Annotated in this window: 1 pseudogene; it reads right to left on the bottom strand. The window is 46.5% G+C overall.

Features of this window, described 5'->3' with window-relative positions:
* Positions 1–213: pseudogene (gene thrS, locus A3712_RS16810) on the bottom strand (threonine--tRNA ligase); the annotation flags it as partial.

Raw genomic sequence — 213 nt, forward strand, 5'->3', positions numbered from 1 at the left:
TACGTTGAAGCATCTTGTTGTCACTGTTACCACGCCAGTAAGCACCAGCTACGTTTAGTAGTGTGAAGTGCTGACAGAAACCCATATGTGGTACGTGTGGACCACGACACATATCGATGTATTCTTCATGGTGGTATAGGCCTGGACGGTCGTCTTTAGAAACGTTCTCGTCTAGGATTTCCATTTTGTATGTTTCGCCGCGAGCTTCGAAAG

The sequence above is a fragment of the Vibrio sp. HI00D65 genome (assembly GCF_001635455.1).
Taxonomy (GTDB): domain Bacteria; phylum Pseudomonadota; class Gammaproteobacteria; order Enterobacterales; family Vibrionaceae; genus Vibrio.